At 64.5% G+C, this 18,232-nt stretch carries 15 protein-coding genes; 3 read left to right on the forward strand and 12 right to left on the reverse strand.

Annotated features, from left to right (window positions below; genetic code table 11):
* Window positions 1–27: 27 nt before the first annotated feature.
* Genes ACR2J1_RS07500 through ACR2J1_RS07510 form a run of 3 tightly spaced genes read left to right on the forward strand, consistent with a single transcriptional unit; the run spans window position 28 to window position 3,064 of the window.
* On the forward strand, window positions 28–936 hold the full coding sequence (locus ACR2J1_RS07500) for a 50S ribosomal protein L11 methyltransferase (protein ID WP_434018712.1): 909 nt from the start codon (window positions 28–30) through the stop codon (window positions 934–936).
* Window positions 937–967: 31 nt separating this feature from the next.
* Window positions 968–2,785 (forward strand): aminopeptidase P family protein, encoded by a 1,818-nt coding sequence (locus ACR2J1_RS07505; RefSeq protein ID WP_434018713.1) that lies wholly within the window; start codon window positions 968–970, stop codon window positions 2,783–2,785.
* Window positions 2,786–2,815: 30 nt separating this feature from the next.
* Window positions 2,816–3,064 (forward strand): SemiSWEET family sugar transporter, encoded by a 249-nt coding sequence (locus tag ACR2J1_RS07510; protein ID WP_434018714.1) that lies wholly within the window; start codon window positions 2,816–2,818, stop codon window positions 3,062–3,064.
* A gap of 33 nt (window positions 3,065–3,097) precedes the next feature.
* Here ACR2J1_RS07510 and recN read toward each other — a convergent pair whose 3' ends face one another.
* The 12 genes from recN to murD form a co-directional block, all read right to left on the reverse strand.
* Window positions 3,098–4,777 (reverse strand): DNA repair protein RecN, encoded by a 1,680-nt coding sequence (recN, locus tag ACR2J1_RS07515; protein ID WP_434018715.1) that lies wholly within the window; start codon window positions 4,775–4,777, stop codon window positions 3,098–3,100.
* 10 nt (window positions 4,778–4,787) lie between these two features.
* Entirely contained in the window at window positions 4,788–5,666 is an 879-nt protein-coding gene (locus tag ACR2J1_RS07520; RefSeq protein WP_434018716.1) for an outer membrane protein assembly factor BamD, read from the reverse strand.
* 175 nt (window positions 5,667–5,841) lie between these two features.
* Window positions 5,842–6,792 carry a UDP-3-O-acyl-N-acetylglucosamine deacetylase gene (gene lpxC, locus ACR2J1_RS07525; RefSeq protein WP_434018717.1) on the reverse strand — a complete coding sequence of 317 codons (951 nt, stop codon included), beginning with the start codon at window positions 6,790–6,792 and terminating at the stop codon, window positions 5,842–5,844.
* Window positions 6,793–7,084: 292 nt separating this feature from the next.
* Window positions 7,085–8,761 carry a cell division protein FtsZ gene (gene ftsZ, locus ACR2J1_RS07530; protein WP_434018718.1) on the reverse strand — a complete coding sequence of 559 codons (1,677 nt, stop codon included), beginning with the start codon at window positions 8,759–8,761 and terminating at the stop codon, window positions 7,085–7,087.
* Window positions 8,762–8,847: 86 nt separating this feature from the next.
* The gene (gene ftsA / locus ACR2J1_RS07535; RefSeq protein WP_434018719.1) at window positions 8,848–10,101 is read right to left on the reverse strand and encodes a cell division protein FtsA; all 1,254 of its coding nucleotides are present in this window, start codon (window positions 10,099–10,101) and stop codon (window positions 8,848–8,850) included.
* Window positions 10,102–10,166: 65 nt separating this feature from the next.
* Window positions 10,167–11,126 (reverse strand): cell division protein FtsQ/DivIB, encoded by a 960-nt coding sequence (locus ACR2J1_RS07540; RefSeq protein ID WP_434018720.1) that lies wholly within the window; start codon window positions 11,124–11,126, stop codon window positions 10,167–10,169.
* Between the two features lie 20 nt (window positions 11,127–11,146).
* Entirely contained in the window at window positions 11,147–12,079 is a 933-nt protein-coding gene (locus ACR2J1_RS07545) for a D-alanine--D-alanine ligase (protein WP_434018721.1), read from the reverse strand.
* Window positions 12,080–12,186: 107 nt separating this feature from the next.
* Window positions 12,187–13,107, reverse strand: a complete 921-nt coding sequence (gene murB / locus ACR2J1_RS07550; RefSeq protein ID WP_434018722.1) for a UDP-N-acetylmuramate dehydrogenase — start codon at window positions 13,105–13,107, stop codon at window positions 12,187–12,189.
* A complete protein-coding gene (murC, locus tag ACR2J1_RS07555) occupies window positions 13,104–14,528 on the reverse strand; it encodes a UDP-N-acetylmuramate--L-alanine ligase (RefSeq protein ID WP_434018737.1) in 1,425 nt (474 codons plus the stop codon). The genes murB and murC overlap by 4 nt, the downstream gene beginning before the upstream one ends.
* Window positions 14,529–14,538: 10 nt before the next feature.
* Complete coding sequence (gene murG / locus ACR2J1_RS07560; RefSeq protein WP_434018723.1) at window positions 14,539–15,642, reverse strand: undecaprenyldiphospho-muramoylpentapeptide beta-N-acetylglucosaminyltransferase; 1,104 nt, start codon at window positions 15,640–15,642, stop codon at window positions 14,539–14,541.
* On the reverse strand, window positions 15,639–16,817 hold the full coding sequence (ftsW, locus tag ACR2J1_RS07565) for a putative lipid II flippase FtsW (protein ID WP_434018724.1): 1,179 nt from the start codon (window positions 16,815–16,817) through the stop codon (window positions 15,639–15,641). Before ftsW ends, murG begins: the two co-directional genes overlap by 4 nt.
* Window positions 16,814–18,229: a UDP-N-acetylmuramoyl-L-alanine--D-glutamate ligase gene (gene murD, locus ACR2J1_RS07570; RefSeq protein WP_434018725.1), complete on the reverse strand. Its 1,416-nt coding sequence runs from the start codon at window positions 18,227–18,229 to the stop codon at window positions 16,814–16,816. Before murD ends, ftsW begins: the two co-directional genes overlap by 4 nt.
* Window positions 18,230–18,232 lie beyond the last annotated feature (3 nt).

Genomic DNA, 18,232 nt, shown 5'->3' on the forward strand with positions numbered 1-18,232 from the left:
CCGCTCCTCAGACCTGGTTCTCACCGCATGAGCGATACCGCTTCCCCTTCCCTCTATGAGGCGCGGCTTGCAACCGACGCCGGCACCGCCGAGCGGATCGTCGCGGCTTTGGAAGAGGCTGACGCGCCGCCCGTCGTCGTCGGGCAGTTTGAGATCGCTCCTGGCCAGGCCGAAGTGTTTGCGCACTTTCCGGCGGCGCCCGATCAAGAGGCGCTACAGGCTCTCATCGCGGGGGCCGCCAATGGCAGCATTGTGGGCGCGCTCTGCATCGAACCGATCGCCGATGCGGATTGGGTGACGCTGTCGCAAGGCATGCGGCGGCCGGTGCGCGCCGGCCGCTTCCTCATTCACGGCAGCTACGACCGCGCTCATGGCCTTAATCGCTTCGCCATCGAGATCGATGCAGGCCGAGCCTTTGGCACCGCGCATCATGCCAGCACGCGCGGATGCCTCATCGCGTTCGACCAGATTCTGAAGTCGCGGCATCCCAAGATGGTGCTCGATATCGGCACCGGGAGCGGCGTGCTCGCCATTGCCGCGGCGAAGACGCTCGGCGCCAAGATTGCCGCCAGCGATAACGACCCCGTGGCGGTCGCGACCGCAGCCGCCAATGCGCGCCAGAACGGAGTTGGGCCGCAGCTCTCGTGCCTCACCGCCGAAGGCCTCGCGCATCCCATCTTACGCAGGCTTCGCGCGGACCTGATCTTCGCCAACATACTGGCGCGTCCTCTGCTGCGCCTGGCGCCGACGCTTCTACGACACACGGCAAACGATGGCTTCCTGGTGCTGTCCGGCATCACGCAAGATCAGGCGCCGGAGGTGGAGGCACGCTACCGCTCCTTCGGCTTTGTCCTGAAAAGGCGAATCCTACTCGAGGGATGGGCGACTTTGGTGCTCCAGCGTCGTAGCCTTCGCAAAGCTCGCGTCCGCGATTGATCGCGCGACAGGCGCGCCCTACAAGTGAGACATGTATCAAAGCTTCGATGATGTTTCTGTGCCGGGGGCAAGCGAAGAGCGGCTCCAAGGCCTGCGGCGGGTGCTGAAATCGCGCAAGCTCAAGGGCTTCCTCGTTCCACATAGCGACGAGTATCAAAACGAGTTTCTGCCCCCGCCAGCCGAGCGCCTCGCCTGGCTCACGGGCTTTAGCGGATCGGCGGGCGCGGCCATCGTGCTCGACGACGCGGCGGCCCTCTTCATCGACGGCCGCTACACGTTGCAGGCCCGCGCGCAAGTGGACACCGCGCTGTTCGAGGTGCTGCAAACGCCCGAGGCCAAGGTTTCGCAGTGGCTCAAAGACAGGCTCGGCAAGGGCGCGGTGCTCGGCTACGACCCGAGCCTACACAGCCTCAAGGAAATCGACCGCCTCATCGAGGCGCTGGGCAAAGGCGGGATCAAGCTCGAGCCGGTCACCACGAACCCGATCGACCGTCTCTGGCAGGATCGGCCGAAGCCAGCCCTCATCCCCGTGGTCGTTCACGACCTCGAATATTCCGGGCGCGGCGCGAAGGAGAAGATCCGCGACGTGCAGGCGATCCTGAAGCAGGACCGAGCGGATGCCGTCCTCCTGACCCTGCTCGACTCCATCGCCTGGCTCTTCAACATCCGCGGCGGCGACATCAAGCACACGCCGGTCGTGCTCGCCTTCGCCATCGTGCCGGTGGTCGGGCGGCCAATTCTCTTTATCGACGCCGCCAAGCTCACAGATCAGGTGAAGACTTATCTGAGCGACTTCGCCGATGTCGCCCAGCCCAACGCGCTGACGGCAAAATTGCGTGACTTCGGTCATGCCGGCGTGCGCGTGCGGCTCGACCCGGACAGCGCGCCGGTGCGCTTCGCGCAACTCCTGGAGAGCGAGGGCGCCAAGATCGTGCGCGGCGACGATCCTTGCATCCTGCCCAAGGCCATCAAGAACGAGTCGGAGATCGCGGGCGCCCGCGCTGCACATGTCCGCGACGGCGTGGCAATGGTGCGCTTTCTCGCCTGGCTCGACGACAATGCCGGCTCGGGCCGCATCGACGAGATCGAGGCCGCGCGTAAGCTCGAAACTCTGCGGCGCGAGTCCGGTCAGCTCAAGGATCTCAGCTTTCCCACGATCTCGGCTGCAGGCGCGAACGGCGCCATCGTGCATTACCGGCCAACGAATGCCAGCAAGCACGCACTCAAGCCGAGCAAACTCTATCTCGTCGATTCCGGCGGGCAGTATCTCGAGGGCACGACCGACGTCACCCGCACGATCGCCATCGGCAGGCCGAACGCCGAGATGCGCCGGCACTATACCCTTGTGCTCAAGGCGCATATCGCCGTCGACACGGCACGCTTTCCAAAGGGCGCGCGCGGCCAGGATATCGACCCTTTCGCGCGGCGCCCGCTCTGGCAGGCCGGACTCGATTACGACCACGGGACGGGCCATGGCGTCGGCAGCTATCTGACGGTACATGAAGGGCCGGCGCGGCTGTCGCGGCTCGGCACCGCGGAGCTTAAGCCCGGCATGATCCTTTCCAACGAGCCGGGCTATTACCGGGAAGGCCACTACGGGATCAGGCTGGAGAATCTCGTGCTGGTGACCCCGCTGCAACCGATCGAGGGCGGCAACCGGGACATGATGGGATTTGAACCACTGACCCAGGTCCCCTTCGATCGCCGTCTCATCGACACGAAGCTGCTGCTGCCCTTCGAGCGGGACTGGCTCAATGCTTACCACGCGCGGGTCCGGCGGGAGATCGAACCGCTGCTCCGCAGCGATGATAGGCCGTGGCTGCGCGAGGCGACCGCGCCGATCCGCTAGGCCCCGCTTAGCAAACGAAACAGGACAAAGATGGAAACCCTCGTCTCAGCCCTCGCGGCCACGCTCACCACGGCGGCATTCGTTCCGCAAGCCATGCACATCATCCGGCTGAAGGAGACGAAGGCGATTTCGCTTTTCATGTATGTGGCCTTCGCCGCCGGCGTGGCGTTCTGGCTTATCTTCGGCTTCATGATCTGGAACTGGCCGATGATCATCGCCAATACCATCACGCTGGCGCTCGCGCTCGGCATCGTCGGCATGAAGCTGCGCTACGGCTGATCGCGGCTACTGTTGTGCTTTGATTAGAATCGCTTAGGCGGAATTGCTCATAAGACGGTCCGCGGCCGCGCGGGCTTCATCGGTAATGGTCTGGCCCGCCAACATGCGCGCAATCTCCTCGCGCCGATGGTCGCCTTCAAGCACCGCGACCCGCGTGGCCATGCTCTCGCCGTCGGGCCCGGTAAGTGCCTCCTTGGCGATCAGGAGATGGCCGGCGGCGGCGGCGGCGACCTGCGGCGCGTGGGTGACGGCGAGAACCTGGACGCGCTCCGCAAGCCGCGCCAGACGCTCGCCAATGGCGGCGGCAGTGGCGCCGCCGACGCCCGCATCGACCTCGTCGAAGATCAGGGTCGGCGCTGAACCGCGCGCGGCGAGCACGACCTTCAGAGCGAGGATGAAGCGGGCGAGCTCACCACCGGACGCGACCTTCATCAACGGTCCAGCCTCCGTGCCGGGATTGGTCTGCACCCAAAAGGCCACGCGATCGATGCCGCTCGGACCGCCCTCGTCGAGCGGCACGCTTTCAACCTTGGTGATGAAGCTGGCCTTCTCAAGCTTCAGCGGCGCAAGTTCGGTCGCGACTTCGGCATCCAGGCGCTGCGCCGCTTTCTTCCGCGCGTTGCTCAGGCGCGTGGCGCGATCCTCATAGAGGCCTTGCGCGGCAGTGACGGCCTCAGCGAGTTCCGCGATGCGCGCTTCGCTTCGATCAAGCGCGACAAAATCAGCCTCGAGGCGACCGACCAGAGCCGGCAACTCGTCGACAAGGACCTTGTGCTTGCGCGCTAGGGCCCGCAGGGCAAAGAGGCGCTCCTCGGCCTCCTCGAGCTCGCGCGGCTCGAAGGCCGTTGCGGCCAAAGCCTGCTCGATCTTTCCGCGCGCGGCGTTTGTTTCCTCCAGAACACGCTCCAAGGCCTCGGCCACAGGACCTAACAGCGACTCAGCCAGCCCGCTCTGACGCTCGATGCGCCGCAGCGCCGCCGCAAGCCGATCGCCGCTCGTCCCCTCCCCCTGCAGCGCGTCGAGCGCCTCGTCGAGTTCGCCCGCGATCTTCTCCGCATTCATCATCAGCTGGCGCTTGGCGGCGAGGCCGTCTTCCTCGCCGGCCTTCGGGTCGATGCCACGCAGCTCGTCCAGGGCATGGATGACATAGTCGGCATTGGCACGGACTTGCGCGATCTCCGCCTCGTGGTGAGCAAGCTCCTGCTCGGCGTCTTTCCACGCGTCCCAGGCTGCGCCGATGGCGGACGCGTCGACGCTCAGCCCGGCGAAGGCATCGATCAGATCGCGGTGACCGCTTTGGTCAATCAGAGCCCTATCATCGTGCTGGCCGTGGATCTCGACTAAGGCACGGCCCACCTCGCGCAGCAACTGCACGCTCACGCTCACATCGTTGATGAAGGCGCGGCTGCGGCCATCATTGCCTTGCACCCGCCGCAAGATCACGGTGCCTTCGGTTTCGATGCTATTGGCGGAGAGAAGCTGAAGCACAGGGTGACCTGCGGCCGGCTCGAACAGGGCCGTTACCTGGCCTTGGGCGGCGCCGCGGCGCATGAGGGACGCGTCCCCCCGGCCTCCGATGGCAAGGGACAGAGCGTCGAGCAGAATGGACTTACCGGCCCCGGTCTCGCCGGTCAGCACGGACAATCCCTCACCGAATTCGAGATCGAGCCTGTCGATCAGAACAATGTCACGGATCGACAGAGCAGCTAGCATGGCGCGCGTGTCAGGCGGGGTTGCCGTCGCCCTTCCAGGTCTTGGTGATCCAAGAGCCCTCGTGCTCCTGGGGCTGCACGCCCTTCTTGGCCAAGAGAGAATAGGCGTTGTTGTACCACTTGCTGTCCGGAAAGTTGTGGCCGAGCACCGCGGCCGCGGTCTGCGCCTCGGTGATGATGCCCAAGGCCATATAGGCCTCCGACAAGCGCATCAAGGCTTCTTCCACCTGCTCGGTGGTCTGGTAGTCGGTGACGACCACACGGAAGCGGTTGATCGCGGCGAGGTAGTTGTTCTTGCGCAGATAATAGCGGCCGACCGTCATTTCCGCGGCGGCCAGAAGATCGCGCAGGATGCGGGCACGGTTGGTCGCCTCCCCTGCATAGCGGGAGTCGGGATAGCGCTGGAGTAGGGTCTGGTAGGAGGACAACGCCCGTCGCGCATTGGTCTGGTCGCGCTTCGGATCCAGCACCTGATCGTAATAGGACATGCCGACGATGTTCTGCGCGAGATCGGATTCCTGTGTACCGGGATGCAGCGTCAGGTAGCGCTGCGCGGCAGAGATCGCCTCATCATATTTGCCGGAGCGGTAATAGGCATAGGCCGCCATCACGATCGCCCGGCGGGCCTCCTGCGAATAAGGATGGTTGATATCGACTTGCTCGTATTCGCGCGCGGCGGAGGCGTAGTCGCCCTTGTCCACCATGCGCTCGGCCTTGCTGTAGATGACGTCGGGGGGATCGTTGTTCTCGACCTCCGCCTTCTTGCCGAAAACGGAGCCGCAGCCGCCGAGAATCGTCGCGCCGAGAATAAGGGCCGACAGGCCCGTCGCCAGTCTTAGCCCTGCCGAGACGGGCGCAGCCCTACGCGACGAGAGAACCCTCAAAACCACCCCCAAATTGTGACGCGACCCAAACCGTGCGCGATCATAACGATATGCGAACCCACCGCACCATAGCTCACCCAACGCGCGGATTATGGTGTTTTTTTGCCCTGTGAACGTAATGAGCGGCCTCGAAGGGAGGCCGCCCGGCTAGGTCTGCCGTTCGTATACGTCGTTTGGTTGCTTAGCTCCGCTCGGCGGCGAAGTTCACCGCGGCAAGATGGCTGAGCTCGGCGTGGCGAATCTCGCGCGAAGGGCGCGGTGCATCGACCAGGGTCCAAGCGTCCTCATCGGCGAACAGGGCCTTGAGGACCAGGCTGTTCAGCCGGTGACCGCCGCAAGACGATTTGTAGGCGCCGAGAATGGGGGCGCCGGCAAGCGCAAGGTCGCCGACGGCGTCGAGTGCCTTGTGGCGGACGAACTCATCAGGAAATCGCAGGCCTTCCCGGTTGATGACGCGGTCGTCGCCGATCGCCACCGTGTTATCCAGTGAGGCGCCGAGAGCGAGGCCGGCCGCCCAAAGCCGCTCGACATCCTTCATGAAGCCGAAGGTGCGGGCGCGCGACAATTCGCGACGGAAGGAGCCGGGATTGATGTCGAGGTCGATGCGCTGCTGCCCAATCACGTTGGCAACAAAATCGATCTCAACGTCGATATGGAAACCGTTATACGGCGAAAGCTCGCCATAGGCGCCGCCATCCTCCACGGAGACGGTCTTCAGAATCTTGAGGTAGCGACGCGGCGCATCAAGCTCCGCCAGGCCAACCTCGTCGATCGCCTCGACGAAGCGCGCGGCGCTGCCGTCCATGATCGGCACTTCGGCACTGTCGATCTCGATCAGAGCGTTATCGACGCCAAGACCGCGTAGGGCCGCGAGGAGATGCTCGACCGTCGCCACCGAGGCGCCGTTGCCGTCGCCGAGCACGGTACAGAGCGTGACGCCCGTCACCCAGCGCTGATCGGCTGCGATCTCGGTCGAGTCTGCATCACCATTGGAAAGAAGAAAACGTAGGCCAGTGTCGCTATCGGCCGGGTAAAGAATGATGGAAACCGGCGCCCCGCTGTGAACTCCAGTGCCCGTTAAGGCAATCTCGCTCGCAAGCGTGGTCTGGCGTGCCCCAATAAAACCCCTCATGCCCCCGGCCCCCAAGCCGTAATCGATAGGTCTTTCTGCTCGAGGGTAGCGCCCCGAGCCCCCCGACCAGCTTTCCCGGCACTTCTACCGACCCGGTGTCGGCTTGCTTTGTGCCTTTTTGGTCCTGCTGATCAATCTATAAGAACCTTAACGTGGCCACAGGGGGCCTACAAATCACGGTTTCTTTCAATGTATTACTACTGTCGGTGCCTCCTAAGTCCCTGTAACGCATAACTTTTCATGGGTCGCCTCGTCGCGCAAGGCGTTTATGGTGAACGTATTCCGCCTGTCTTCAGTTGGCTTGGCGGCGCAGAAACGCAGGGATTTCGAGATCGTCTTCCGCAAGTGATTCGGGCGAGGTGCGGTGCTGTTCGACGGCCGCGAGGCGCGGCTTCTCCTCGATCCGCCTTTGGACCGGAGCGACAGCGATTTCCGCGCGTGGACGCTCTACCTTCAGCCCCCGCTGCGCGGCAGGCTCCATCCTTGCGGACGCCTCAAAAGTTTGCGGCCCGCCAAATTCCGGCTCAAGTTTCGCTGACATGCTGGCATCCTCATCCTTACGACCCCGGCCCACATTGGCGAGCCGCTCCAAAAATCCAACCTTCTTCTTCTGCGCTTCGAGACCCTGCGGTGCGGCCTCACCGGATTTCGCCCTGATCTCGTTCTGAACGACGAGCGGCAGATCCTCCACGCTCGGCATGCGCCGCACGACGCGGCGCGCAGCGGCGGGCGGCGTGGGCACGAATTGCTGCGGAGCGGCCGCCGGTTTTTGCGGTACGGTATTGCGCGGCAAGGCGATGCTGGTGAGCTGCGCGGGGCGCTTCTCGATGGTCACGTTGCCGGGTGCGCGCCAGACCGGAGGCTGGCTCGCGGTGTCGTTGGCGGCCGGTGCGATGCGCTGCTCCACGTAATCGGGCGTGCTGACAGGCACCGAGGCGAGGCCCGCCAGACGTTCGGTGAGGGTTGGCTTCTCCGCAGCAACAGGCTTTGCCTCCTGGTTTAGAAGGTAGCCGAGACCTGTCGCCACCACCGAGACTCTGATCATGCCGTCGAGCTGGTCGTCGAAGGTCGCGCCGACGATGATGTTGGCGTCCGGATCCGCTTCGGCGCGGATGCGGCTTGCCGCCTCGTCCACCTCGTAAAGGGTGAGGTCGTTGCCGCCTGTGATGGAGACGAGAAGACCGCTCGCCCCCTTCATGCAGACGTCGTCGAGAAGCGGATTGGAGATGGCAGCCTCGGCGGCTTCGACCGCGCGGCGATCGCCGCTGGACTCGCCGGTGCCCATCATTGCCTTGCCCATGCCGGCCATGATGGTGCGGACATCGGCGAAGTCGAGATTGATGAGGCCTTCCTTCACCATGAGATCGGTGATGCAGGAGACGCCGGCGCGGAGCACGTCGTCAGCCATGGCGAAGGCATCGGCGAAGGTCGTCTTCTCGTTGGCGACTCGAAAGAGATTCTGGTTCGGGATGACGAGGAGCGTGTCGACATATTTCTCAAGCTCGGCGATGCCGGCTTCCGCCGCGCGCAGTCGCCGCTGACCTTCGAACTGGAAGGGCTTGGTGACGACGCCGACGGTGAGAATTCCTTCCTCGCGAGAGGCGCGCGCGATCACGGGGGCCGCCCCCGTGCCGGTTCCGCCGCCCATGCCAGCGGTGATGAACGCCATATGGCAGCCCATGAGGTGCGCCTTGATGTCGGCCATGGCCTCTTCGGCGGCAGCGCCGCCGATCTCGGGCTTGGAGCCCGCGCCCAAACCTTCGGTGACCTTGGTCCCCATCTGGATGCGCCGTTCGGCGCTCGAGCTCAGAAGCGCTTGGGCGTCGGTATTGGCGACGACGAATTCCACGCCGCGGAGTCCCGAGGCGATCATGTTGTTCACGGCGTTGCCGCCCGCACCGCCGACACCGAAGACGGTGATGCGCGGCTTGAGTTCGGTCAAATCTGGAACGCTGAGATTGATGGTCATGGCGGCCTTCCGATCCTTAAAACTGTCCTCGTTCCGGCTGCTGCGCGCTCCCCGCGAACGCCGCTTTCAGCCCCTTTGTACGCCGACTAAAAATTGTCCCGTATCCACTCTCCGACGCGGGCGAGATAGCCCGTGCCGGTCCCAAGAAAACGCTGTTCGCCCCGCGCGCCGAGCCTCTCGTCGCCGCGGGCCCATTGCAGGAGCAATCCGACCGACGCGGAGAAATCCGGGCTCGCTTCGGCTTGCGGAAACCCGCTCAAAGCGCGCGGCTTTCCAAGACGTGCGGGCCGGCCAAACATGTTGGAGGCAAGTTCCGGCAGGCCGGTAAGATGGCTTCCGCCGCCGGTGAGGACGATGTGCCGGGCGGCCTCGGAGGCTACGCCGCACGCGGCCAGACGGCGGCGCATGAAATCGAGAATTTCTTCGATCCGCGGCCGGATGATGACCGCAAGCTGCGCCTTGGTGATCTGGTTGAGGCTGCGCCGCTCAAGCTCGCCGACCGATGGGAAGGTGATGATCTCGCGCTCGTCGGATGCCGTGGCGAAGGCGCTGCCATGCAAAGTCTTCAGACGTTCCGCATGCTCCAGCGGCGAGGAAAGCGCACGCGCGATGTCGGTCGTGATGCTGCTGCCGCCAAGGGCAATGGCGTCGGCATGAATGAAATGACCATCGGCCAGAACCGAGAGCGTCGTGGTGCCAGCACCGAAATCGATGCAGGCCACGCCGAGCTTCGCCTCATCGGGCGTCACCACCGCCAGCGCGCTCGCATAGGGCGCGGCAACCAGGCCGCTGACGCCGAGATGGCAGCGCTCGACGCAGAGCATCAGATTGCGCATTGCAACCTCGTCCGCGGTCACGGCATGCATGTCGACCGCAAGACGCTCGCCGCACATGCCGTTCGGATCGCTGATACCGCCATTCTCGTCGAGGCGGTAGCCGGTCGGCAGCACGTGCAGAACCGTCCGCTTGTCGCGGCCCGCATATTGGTGGCCGCCGGCGAGGAGGCGGAGAACATCGTCGTAACGGACGGCACCGGACGGCAGCGCCACGCTTGCGGAAAAGCTTTCACTCTTGAGCCGGCCGCAGGTGACGGCGACCTGAACTTCCTCGACGGTCACGCCCGCCATGCGCTCGGCGCAATCGACCGCGGAGCGAATGCAATGCTCCGCGCTGTCGAGATGAGTGATCATGCCGGCCTTGAGGCCCTCGGCGCGGTGATGGCCGAAGCCGAGCACCTCGAATTGCAGCGGCTCGCCGTTGGTCTCCATCCAATCTGGCGCAGGGGTGCCCTTGGCGATCAGGCACGAGATCTTGCTCGTGCCGACGTCAAGCGCCGTCACGATCCTTTGCCTCTTGCCTCTATTTGTAGTTGGGTGCCGCATCCCCCTACCTCAAATCCTTTCCGTTACGTGCTGCCTTTTTGCGCCACGCGCTTGGTGCTCGCTGTCGGTGCTTCAGGCGCAGGAGATCCCGCCACAGGTGCGGTCATTGCGGGGGCCTCGTCCCGCAAGCGCACCGTGACGCGATCGCCAAGACGCAGATCGACCGCAGCGATATTTCGATCAAGGACGCCATGCTCGGCCTCGAGCCGGGTCAGCGCTTGAAGTGCCTCGGCGACGTTGTCGTCGGGCAGCAAAATTTCGAGCCCCGAGGCGAGCTGCAGCGTCCAGCGCCGGTCGCCAACGCGGAAGGACGCGACCACCTGCTCTTTCAGTTCACTAAAGGGGGCGAGCGTATCGAGAAGGGCTGCGGCGCGCTTGCCGGCGCCCTCGCCCACAACGAGCGGCAGATGTCCATAGGCTTCGCGCAAAGCCGGCGCGAGCACGACACCATCTGAGTCGATGACATAGGTCTGACCGCGGTTCTGCCAGATCCCGTAAGGCACGCGCTCTTCGATGACGACCTGGATGGTCGAGGGCAGCAACCGCATCACTTGGGCATGCTTGACCCACGGAACGGATTCCAGGCGCGCCTTGGCGGCGTCCGTATCGAAGGCGAGCGTCAAGTTGCTTGGGCCGGCCTGAAGGGCGGTTGTGATATCGGCGTCGGTGGCGTGGGTCTTGCCCTCTACCGTGACGCGCTTCACGCCGAAGCCGGCAGCGACGGCAAATTTATCGATCCCGCCGTGGAGGGCATCGAACAGACGCTGCGTCTGTCCGCCGACGAAGGCGCCATAGACCAAGCCGCTGAGCAGGAAGACCCCGGCGAGCAGAAACCATTTGCCGCGAATGCGATCGCGCCCCAAGCGCAGGCTCTTCGGCGCATCTTTCTTGCACAGAGCGCCGGCGAAGCGCGTCATGGCGCCGGTTTCCCGATGCGGGAGGGCGACGCCGCGCGCGAGCAGCGCATCGGGCGATCTCCGCACCACCCTTCGTCCGGCGGTCCTCACCGATTGCACGACGCGTCCTCCACGATCCAGCGCACCAGCTCTCCAAATGAGCGGCCGCTGTGCTTAGCGAGCTCGGGCACGAGCGAGGTGGCCGTCATGCCGGGTTGGGTGTTGACCTCAAGGCAGATCATCTCCCCCGAACCCCCTGGCCGGTCGTCGTAACGGAAGTCGGAACGACTGACCCCTCGGCAGCCCAATGCCCTGTGAGCCGCTAGGGACAGCTTCTGTACGAATTGGTAAACATTTGATGAAAGTTGCGCCGGAAGGATGTGATCGGAGCCGCCGGGCGCGTATTTGGATTCGTAGTCGTAGAAGGAAAGTCCCTGCGCAGGGCGGATTTCGATGACCCCCAGCGCCTCATCGCCCATAACAGCGCAGGTCAGCTCGAGTCCGGGGATAAAACGCTCGACCATTAACTCCTCGCCCAGGCTCCAATCAGCCGAATGCAACTCCTGCGGGGGGTTGGCCTGATCCTCGCGCACGATGAAGACCCCAACGCTGGAGCCTTCGGTCGGCGGCTTGATGACGTAAGGCGGTGGCATGGCGTGCGCACGGGCGGCTTCGGCGCGGGTGACGATCAGGCTTTCCGCCACCGGAACGCCCGCCGCCCGCAGGACCGCCTTGGCGCGCTCCTTGTGCATGGCGAGCGCGGAGGCGAGCACGCCGGAATGGGTGTAGGGAATGGCCATGGTCTCGAGCAGGCCCTGGATGCAGCCATCCTCGCCGTAACGGCCATGGAGCGCATTGAAGCAGACATCCGGACGGAGCACGGCCAGACGCGCGCCCACGTCGCGGCCGACGTCGAGGCGGGTGACGCGGTAGCCCTCCCTTTCGAGCGCGCTCGCGCAGGCCTCGCCCGAGCGCAGGGAAACCTCACGCTCCGAAGACAGCCCGCCCATCAGCACGGCGATGTGTTTTTCCGTGGACATCCCTCGACCTCGTGTTGCCAAACGCGAGAATCATTAGTGGCTATCTGAATCGGCGATTTTGGGGAACCGGCTTTAGGGGCCGCCGCTACCGAAAAGAGAGAGCGAAATCAGGCCGTTTCGGCTGTGCCGAGACGCTTGATCTCCCATGCGAGCTCGACGCCGCTCGTTTCCTTCACCCGCCGGCGCACGGTTTCGCCCAGCTCCTCGAGATCGGCGCCGGTGGCGCTTCCCTCGTTGATGAGGAAGTTGCAGTGCATCTCAGAGACTTTGGCATCGCCGACCGAGATGCCGCGGCAGCCCGCCGCGTCGATCAATTGCCAGGCCTTTTTTCCGGGCGGGTTCTTGAAGGTGGATCCCCCGGTGCGGCTCTTGATGGGCTGGGCCTGCTCGCGATAGGCGGCGATGTCATCCATCTCGGCGAGAATCTTGGCTGGGTCGCCCGGCTCGCCCTTAAAGAGCGCCTCGGTGAAGACCAGATCTTCCGCCGCACCGCAATGACGATAGGAATAATGCAGCTCCGCGACGGGCATAACGTGGATGTCGCCCTTGCGATCGACGGCGCGGGCCTGCACGACGACCTCGCAGGTCTCGCGGCCATGCGCGCCGCCATTCATGCGCAACGCGCCGCCGACGCAGCCGGGGATGCCGCGATAGAACGAGAGGCCCGCAATGCCGGCATCGGCAGCCGCGCGTGAGACTTTGACATCCGGGACCGCGGCGCCGGCGCGCAGGCGTGAGCCGTCCTCTATACCGATCTCGCCGAAACCGCGGCCGAGACGAATGACCACGCCGGCGATGCCGCCGTCGCGCACGAGAAGATTGGAGCCAAGGCCGATAACCGTCACCGGGATCTCGCCCGGCGTCTCACGCATGAAATAAGTAAGATCGGCCTCGTCCGCCGGCGAATAGAGAACTTCCGCCGGACCGCCGACGCGAAACCAGGTGAAGTCGGCGAGCGAAGCCGCTTCCTTCAGCCTGCCGCGCAGCTCCGGCAGGCGCTCGGCGAGATCGTGGGCGGAAATGCTCACGCGCGTGCGCCTTTCTTGGCGAGCTTCTTCGGAAGAGCGTTGATCCAGTCGGTGATGGTGCCCGCGCCGAGGCCAACGATGAGATCGCCGGGCTGCGAGACGGAGGCGAGCGTGTCGACCAACGACTCCTCATCGTCGATGGTGAGCACCTGAGGGTGACCGTGACGGCGGAGCCCAGAGGCCAGCTCATCGCGATCGATGCCGGGAATCGGCGCCTCGCCCGCGGAATAGATCGGCGTGACGATGGCGATGTCGGCGTCGTCGAGGCAGGCGGAAAACTCATTGAACAGCGCCTGTAGGCGCGAGTAGCGATGCGGCTGGATCACCGCGATAATGCGCCCGTCGCCGCCCGCACGCGCGGCCCGTAGCACGGCGGCGATCTCGACGGGATGGTGTGCGTAGTCGTCATAGATGGCGGCGCCGTGCCACTCGCCGACGCGCGTAAAGCGGCGCCTCACACCGGAGAAGCCGGCTAGCGCCGAACGAATAACATCATCGTCGATGCCGGCTTCCGTCGCGACGGTGAGCGCGGCAAGAGCATTCAGCGCATTGTAGTGACCGAGAATCGGCAGCGTGAGTTTGTTGAGCTTTCGCGCGCCGCCGTGCACAGCCGGACCGAGTTCCACATCGAAGGTGATGAGATCGCGGCCGGCACGCAGATTGACCAGCCTGATATCGGCGTCGCGCGACACGCCATAGGTCAGGGTGCGCCTTCCATTGGCGACACCGCCAGGCTTCGACAAGAGCTCGCGAACGACGGGATGATCGATGCAAGCGACGGCGAGGCCATAAAAGGGGATCGCATCGATGAACTGCTGAAAGGCTTTATGCAGAATTTCGACCGACTCCCAATAGTCCATATGCTCGGGATCGATATTGGTGACGACGCCGATCTGCGTCGGCAACTTGAGGAAGGTACCGTCGGACTCGTCGGCCTCCACAACCATCCACTCGCCCGCGCCGATGCGGGCATTCGTGCCCCAGGCATTGATGATGCCGCCGGTGATGACGGTGGGATCGAGGCCGGCAGCTTTCAGCACCTCGGCGATCAAGGATGTGGTCGTGGTCTTGCCGTGGGTGCCGGTAATGGCCACGGTGGTGCAAGGACGCATCAATTCGGCCAGCATCTCCGCGCGGCGAATGATGGGAATGCCGCGCTCCCTGGCGGCCTCGAACTCGGGGTTGCCCGCCTTCACCGCGCTAGAGATGACGAGAAACGCCGCGCCCGTGACGTTGTCCGGATCATGTCCGATCAGGCACGGAATGCCGCGCGCGCGCAGACGCTCGAGATTGGCGCCCTCTTTCAAATCGCTGCCTTGCACGCGATAGCCGCGCGTGTGCATGACTTCGGCGATGGCGCTCATGCCGATCCCGCCAATGCCCACGATGTGAAACAGTCCAGCTTCGTCGGGGGCCGGCATGTGCATGTGACTAGCCCTTGTCCTTGCAGAGCTCTTCGGCGAGATCGGCGAGCTTCGTCACCGCGCCGCGCTCGCCCATCGCCTTGGCCTTCGCCGCCGCCTCAGCCAATAACGCAGGCGATGTAAACAGTTTCTCAAGCTCAGAAGCGAGGCGCTCCGGGGTCAAATCCGCCTGGCGCATGCACCAGCCGCCGCCACCTTGCTCGAGCCGTGTTGCATTTTCGAGCTGATCGTTGTCAAGGGCGTGGGGCAGCGGCACGAGCAGCGCGGGGCGCCCGATGGCCATGAGCTCCGCGACGGTGGAGGCTCCAGAGCGGGCGATCACGAGATGCGCGACCGCGACGCGTTCCGGCAGGTCGCGAAAGAACGCCGCGAGATGCGCCGCGATGCCCGATGTCGCGAACGCCGCGCTCAGAGCGGGAAGGTCTTCCTCGCGCGCCTGCTGCACGAGCGTGAGGCGCGTGCGGATGTGTAGCGGCAGTTTTGCCAATGCGGCGGGTATCAACTCGGAAAAGAAATGCGCGCCCTGGCTGCCACCGAACACGAGCAGAAGAAGCCGGCCCGCAGGCTCGGGCGGCAGATAGGGCACGTCGCGGACGGCAAGGACGGCGTCGCGTACGGGCGTTCCGGTGAGGCGTGCTTTCGCGCCAGCCTTCTCGCCGAGAAGTTTCGTCGGGGAAAACGAAACCGCGATGCGATCGGCAAAACGCGACAGAAGACGGTTGGCCCGCCCCATGACCGCATTCTGCTCGTGAATGGCGGTGGGAATGCCGAGCGTCCGCGCGGCAATGATGGGCGGCAGAGTGGGGTAGCCACCAAAGCCAATGACGGCGCGGGGCTTCACCCGGCGAAGCAGGGCGAGCGCACCAAAATAGCCGATGCCGAGCCGCGTGAAGGTGCGCGCCATGGCGAGGGGGGAACGGCCTGCGAGCGTCGCCGACGGGATGCGATGGATGGCGCGGGCCGGGAACTCGACGCCGTATTTCTCCGCGCGCTCATCGGTCGCGAGCTCGACCGCAATACCGCGACGGCTAAGCTCTTGGGCAAGAGCGGCGGCGGGAAACAAGTGGCCACCCGTGCCGCCAGCGGCGAGCAGGATCGGTCGCTCAGTCAAGCTGCCTGCTCCCTTATGCCGCCCTGCTCAGCGTCAGTCTCGGCGCCGGTCCGTTCTTTCAAATGGCCGGCCGTGGGGCGCTTCCGTGTAAGCCCGAGCGCGAAACCCATCGTCAGCGCCATCGCAAGCAAGGAGGACCCGCCATAGGAGATGAAGGGAAGCGTCATGCCCTTCGCCGGCAGCAGGCCGACATTGACGGCCATGTTGATGAGAGCCTGAAGCCCGAAGAGCATGATGAGCCCGGCGGTGGCGTGGCGGATGAACCCGTCCGGCTCGCGCGACGCCTTGGAGAGACCGCGCAGCACGATGAAGGCAAACAGCGTCAGGAGAATGATGCAGGCGATCAATCCATATTCTTCCGCCGCCACCGCGAAGATGAAGTCGCTGTGCGAATCCGGGAGCACGTCCTTCACCGTGCCTTCGCCAGGTCCCCTGCCAAACCAGCCGCCATGGAGGAACGAGTCGAGCGCGCGGTCGGCTTGAAAGGTGTCGCCCGAGGCCGGGTCGAGAAAGCGGTCGATGCGGGAGGCGACGTGAGGAATCGTGAAATACGCGCCGAGAATCCCGGCGATGCCGGCAACGCCCATCGCGCCGATCCAAAGCAGATTGATGCCAGCCATATAGAACAGGGCGACCCAGACCAAGGTGACGAGGAGCGTCTGGCCGAAGTCGGGTTCAAGCACCAGCACCAGCGCGAACACGCCGTAAAGCAGAAGTGCGAGTTCGATGCTAGGAACGTCGCCGCGCTTCTGGCTTTCATTGAACAGCCAAGCGGTCAGGACAACGAAGGCGGGCTTCACGAACTCAGACGGCTGCAGGGAGACGGCGCCGAACTGAAGCCAGCGCTTCGCACCTTTGATCTCGGGCCCGACGAAAATTGCGAGCACCATCAGACCGAGGCCGACAAAGAAGATGATTAGGCTCGCGCGGCGGATCTGCTTGGGGGAAAGCGTCGAGGCCGCAAACATGATGGCGATGGCGGGCAACAACATCGCCGCGTGGCGGCGGACGAAATAAAACGGCTCGAGGTCGTATTTGGCGGCGATGGGCGGACTCGCCGCGAAGGACAGTACAAGCCCAGCTCCCATCAGCAGGAGCAGACCGAAAAACATGAGCCTGTCGATGGTGAACCACCAGTCCGAAAGCACGCTGCGATCGGCGCGGGTGATCCTCATGCGGCTTTACCCTGCTCTTTATTCATGTCCTCGACGCCCTCCAGGCCCAAGACGATGTCGCGGAAGGCTTTGCCGCGGGCCTCGAAATTGGCGAACTGGTCGTAGGAGGCGCAGGCCGGCGACAGCAACACGACGGGCTCGCGCGCCTTGGAGCGGCTCGCGTCGGCGGCGGCTTCGCTCACGGCTTTCGCCAGCGTTCCGCAAATGGTGCTGTCCACCCTGCCCTTCAGTTCATCGGCAAATGCATCGGCGGCTTCGCCAATGAGATAAGCGCGCTTCACTTTGAAGAAGAGCGGTTCAAGATCGGCAAGCCCGCCGGATTTCGGCCGGCCACCAACGATCCAGAAAATGTCGGTGAAGCTCGCGAGCGCCTTGCTCGCAGCATCGGCGTTGGTCGCCTTGGAGTCGTTGACGAAGAGCACGCTGCCAACGCGCCCGACCTGCTCCATGCGATGGGCTAGTCCGGCGAAGCTCTGCAACCCGCGTTCTATGGCCGCCGCGTCAAGACCTTGCGAGCGCGCAAGCGCATATGCGATCGCCGCGTTCTGCCAGTTGTGCTCGCCGCGCAGCGCGCCAATGCCGGCAAGATTCACATCGGCAAGTTCGATGCCCGTCGTCACCTCAATCAGCATGCCGTCCTTCACCCAGACGCCGCTCTTCACGGGCTCACCGACCGCGACGCGACGCACCGCTGAACCGCTCAATCTGTCGGCGATGGCGCGAGAAAGAGGGTCGTCGACCCCGATCACAGCAGTGCCGCCGCGCGGCAAACCCGCAAAGATGCGCGCCTTGATCGCGGCGTAGTTTTCGATGCTGCCGTGACGGTCGAGATGATCCGGCGCGATGTTGAGGAGCGCCGCCGCATCCGGCGCGAGCGTGGGGGTAAGATCGATCTGGAAGGTGGAAAACTCTATCACATAAATGAGGTCGTCGGCGAAGGGCTCGAGATCGAGCACGGCGTTGCCTATATTGCCGCCGAGCGACACCCGCTTCCCGCCCGCGGCGAGGATGTGCGCGGTAAGCGCCGACGTCGTGGACTTGCCGTTGGTGCCCGTGATGGCCACGATCTTGGCGGCGGACCCTTGCGCCGCGCGTTCGCGGAAGAAGAGCTCGGTATCGCCGATGATCTCGACGTTCGCGGCTTGCGCCTTGGCGACGCTCCAATGCGCCGCGGGATGGGTCAAGGGTACGCCCGGCGCGAGCACCAGCGTGGCAAAAGCCGACCAATCGGCGGTGCTGAGATCGCTCAGAAGTATGCCTTGGGCGGAAGCGGCCTCCCGGCTGCTCGCGCCATCATCCCAGGCATGGACCTTGGCGCCGCCGGCTTGCAGCGCCCGGGCCGCAGCAATGCCGCTGACGCCCAATCCAAAAACGGCGACATCGCGCCCGGCAAAGCTCGTAACAGGAATCATGAT

This window comes from Methyloceanibacter sp., from assembly GCF_050999895.1.
GTDB lineage: Bacteria > Pseudomonadota > Alphaproteobacteria > Rhizobiales > Methyloligellaceae > Methyloceanibacter.

Bases quoted from the DNA above. Each gene is read 5' to 3' on its own strand.
- ACR2J1_RS07500 (WP_434018712.1), top strand. From the start codon at position 28: ATGAGCGATACCGCTTCCCCTTCCCTCTATGAGGCGCGGCTTGCAACC.
- ACR2J1_RS07505 (WP_434018713.1), top strand. From the start codon at position 968: ATGTATCAAAGCTTCGATGATGTTTCTGTGCCGGGGGCAAGCGAAGAG.
- ACR2J1_RS07510 (WP_434018714.1), top strand. From the start codon at position 2,816: ATGGAAACCCTCGTCTCAGCCCTCGCGGCCACGCTCACCACGGCGGCA.
- recN (WP_434018715.1), bottom strand. From the start codon at position 4,777: ATGCTAGCTGCTCTGTCGATCCGTGACATTGTTCTGATCGACAGGCTC.
- lpxC (WP_434018717.1), bottom strand. From the start codon at position 6,792: ATGAGGGGTTTTATTGGGGCACGCCAGACCACGCTTGCGAGCGAGATT.
- ftsZ (WP_434018718.1), bottom strand. From the start codon at position 8,761: ATGACCATCAATCTCAGCGTTCCAGATTTGACCGAACTCAAGCCGCGC.
- ACR2J1_RS07545 (WP_434018721.1), bottom strand. From the start codon at position 12,079: ATGTCCACGGAAAAACACATCGCCGTGCTGATGGGCGGGCTGTCTTCG.
- murC (WP_434018737.1), bottom strand. From the start codon at position 14,528: ATGCCGGCCCCCGACGAAGCTGGACTGTTTCACATCGTGGGCATTGGC.
- ftsW (WP_434018724.1), bottom strand. From the start codon at position 16,817: ATGAGGATCACCCGCGCCGATCGCAGCGTGCTTTCGGACTGGTGGTTC.
- murD (WP_434018725.1), bottom strand. From the start codon at position 18,229: ATGATTCCTGTTACGAGCTTTGCCGGGCGCGATGTCGCCGTTTTTGGA.